The sequence below is a fragment of the Enterococcus diestrammenae genome, assembly GCF_049384045.1.
In the GTDB taxonomy this organism is placed as follows: Bacteria; Bacillota; Bacilli; order Lactobacillales; family Enterococcaceae; genus Enterococcus_C; species Enterococcus_C diestrammenae.
In genome coordinates this window covers 1-2,916 of the sequence record NZ_JBMRGR010000035.1, presented here as the reverse complement: position 1 = coordinate 2,916, position 2,916 = coordinate 1, and the positions used below count along the sequence as shown (strand labels likewise).

Below are 2,916 nucleotides of genomic sequence, written 5' to 3'. Positions count from 1 at the left end.
TGAATTGAAGTCCTATTTTTTTGTCTATCATTTAAAATTAGAAACATAATTCTTAGAGATTTTCAGCAGCTTCGATTACCACCTGTGCTTTTTTATTTTGCAAAAAACCACCTAAAAGACTATTTCCGGTCACTTTAGGTAGTTTTATGATAAGGACTTATACACAATTTTTTTTCTATAGAATATGTTATCGCTGTGTTACCAATTAATATTATTTGTTTATAACATAATAGTAGGTTCCTGAATTGGGATTATTTACCCAATAAGTAGAAACACCTCCAACATACGTATAAGTATATGAATAAACTAACCATCCATATGCGTTCCATGTATTGCTTGAGTAGACTTTGCTTGCGTCAGTTTTTGAACCCGCAGCTCCTACAGTGTTATAAGAATAGTATCTTAATCTATCACCAGCAGTTCCCTTTGTCTGGAAAAGGTAGCCTGCAAATCTAATACCACTCGCTGAAAATTTACTAGAAGAATAACTAGAGTCTAGTCCTAACTTCATCACTTGTGTAGCGGGTTTTGCACCACGAGTATCTTTCAAATTAAAAATGAAAGGACTACTCTTTTCCTGAGGCATTTCAGCAAGAGCCTTTTTTACAGTGCCAACTGTGGTAGCATTACTATCAGTATCACTATTGTAGTATTCTAAAACTTTATCATCCCCGTAAGTTGAAAGTTCTGCTGTTCCATGGAGAAAACCACCATCCGGTAAGCACAGTAATGAGTCTGAATCTTTTAGATGATCCAAGAAGTCCAAATTGGTTTTCATCAAAATAGGCTCCCCTTGAACTTCTGCAGCCTGTGAAGTTTGATTGAAAGCAAGAAGCGAAATCGAAACAAATGAAATTCCAGTTAAAACCATCAAAGCAATTTTTTTCATTTTGATAATTCCCTCTTTTCTAAAAAAATAATGACACTATAGTAAGCGCTTGCCTATGTGTGTATTCATTACATCATATCAAATTCCTTTTTTGATATATTGTGAGAGTTTTTTAATTTAATTGACTGAAAACTTGTATTTCTGTAAAATATTGCAACCAATTCTCTTTCTTTCTTCTCTAAACTATAGGGATAGTTATAACCTACGATTGTTTATTCTCTTTTTTTTGTCGAATAAAAAAAATGCGAAAAAAATGCAACCGAGAAGACTCTTTTTTTCTCTAACTAAGTGAATGACATTCTTTCCAAATTCGGAGGCTAGCATAGTGAAATCAAATATATTTTTAGTAAAACGTGCCAAAAAAGGGGATCCTGATGCATTTGTCACTCTTTTCCAAGCCTATGAGCCAGTTCTGCATAATACTGCCCGAAAAATGTTACGAAATGAACAGGATATAGCAGATGTAATGCAAGAAACTGCTCTAACAGCCTTTCAAAATATTCACCAACTTAAACAAGATAAAATGTTCAATACTTGGGTGTATAGAATACTTATTAATAATTGCACAAAATATTTTCATTCACCTACTCATTATGAACTATTCGATAATGATAGTGCTGTAGATAGTCCAACAGAAAATAGAATAATTATGAAAGAACTATTGAATAAGCTCGATGAAAAATACAAAGTTCCTATTGTTTTGTTTTACTATACTGGATTTTCGGTTAAGGAAATTAGTAATATCCTATCATTGCCAGAAGGTACGATAAAATCAAATTTATCACGAGGAAGGGCTTTGCTCCAAAAAGATTATCTACATTATAAAAAGGGGGTACTAAATTTTGAAAGAATTTGAACAAGCATTTAAAGATGAACTCAAAGATGAGCAGCCAATTACAGAAGGGACTAGGATAGCTATAGATCAGACATATGCTAAAATTTTATCATCCCAGCCCAAATATAAACCAATAATGAAACAGACTAAAATGATTATGATTGCAATAGTTGTTCTTAGCTTAGGTGTTTTAGGTAGTCTTACTTTTTCTCCTTTGAGTGACGCATTTTCAAAGTTACTAAGCTTAGGTAATTTTACCTCGCAAAGTCTATTAGATTCAAACTTTGTTAATCCACAGTCAGGTATTGCAAACTCTAGTTCAGTGAAGATTTCCTTAGATGAGATATATGCTGATCAGAACCAAATAGGGCTGCATTTAACTGCAACTCTTCCAGATAAATCATTACTGCTATCTAAAGAAATGGATGACTATTCTTTGAAGTTTGCTTTAGTTAATGGTGATGGGACTGTTGTAGCAGATATTAATAGTGGTTTGGGCGAGGATGACCTATTAGGTACGGTTTCCTATCAGGTGAATCCGGATAGGGATGAAAATTTAATTGAGTTCGCCTACCAACTGACTGCTAAGGAAGATGGAACATTGCCATCTTTAAAAAACGCAAGAATTAAAGTAATACAAATTTCTGCTAATCAACGAGAGATAAAACCAGGGAAATCACAAAATAAAATTCAAAAAATTGACGGAACTTGGAGCATCGATATAAAATCGGATGATATCCGACAATTCGAACCAGTTCAATATGTTTCAGACCCCTCTGCTATGAATAAACTTGATGTTGTGAGTGCTGTGGCATATCCGAGTTCTTTTATTATTTATATAAAAAACAATGATAAGCTTGAACAATATTTTGAATCTGATTTCGATGACTCAATTCCAATGATTCATGTTCAAAAAAATGATCGTTCATATTCCTACCGATTACTTCAGGCTTCTTCAGAGAGTGAGGACACCTTATACAAACTTCGATTTGAATACGGTGGATACGATGAGTTTTCGAATATAAGTGTTAGCCTCCCAAGTGGTGATCGAATCGAACTGGTTCGTAAGTAAACTATCAGTATAGATATAATAAAAAGACGTCTCAAGAATATTGGAGGCTGCTGAAAAAGTCCCTAGAATAATTAGATACAGAAACACGTGTGAAGCCATCTTGGCTTTGCACGTGTTTCT

3 protein-coding genes are annotated in these 2,916 nt (G+C 33.7%); 2 read left to right on the top strand and 1 reads right to left on the bottom strand.

Annotation, left to right across the window (positions count from 1 at the left end; translation table 11 throughout):
• Positions 1 to 211: 211 nt before the first annotated feature.
• Entirely contained in the window at positions 212 to 889 is a 678-nt protein-coding gene (locus ACO03U_RS13675) for a hypothetical protein (protein ID WP_204688039.1), read from the bottom strand.
• A 325-nt stretch (positions 890 to 1,214) separates the two neighbouring features.
• Between ACO03U_RS13675 and ACO03U_RS13670 the strand changes: the two genes are divergently transcribed.
• Together ACO03U_RS13670 and ACO03U_RS13665 are read left to right on the top strand one after the other, a co-directional pair.
• Positions 1,215 to 1,745 (top strand): RNA polymerase sigma factor, encoded by a 531-nt coding sequence (locus tag ACO03U_RS13670; protein WP_204688041.1) that lies wholly within the window; start codon positions 1,215 to 1,217, stop codon positions 1,743 to 1,745.
• Entirely contained in the window at positions 1,732 to 2,796 is a 1,065-nt protein-coding gene (locus ACO03U_RS13665) for a hypothetical protein (protein WP_204688043.1), read from the top strand. The genes ACO03U_RS13670 and ACO03U_RS13665 overlap by 14 nt, the downstream gene beginning before the upstream one ends.
• The last annotated feature ends 120 nt before the right edge of the window (positions 2,797 to 2,916 follow it).

What these genes read in the sequence shown, in the direction of transcription:
- ACO03U_RS13675 (WP_204688039.1), bottom strand. Translation starts at nt 889, where the DNA reads ATGAAAAAAATTGCTTTGATGGTTTTAACTGGAATTTCATTTGTTTCG.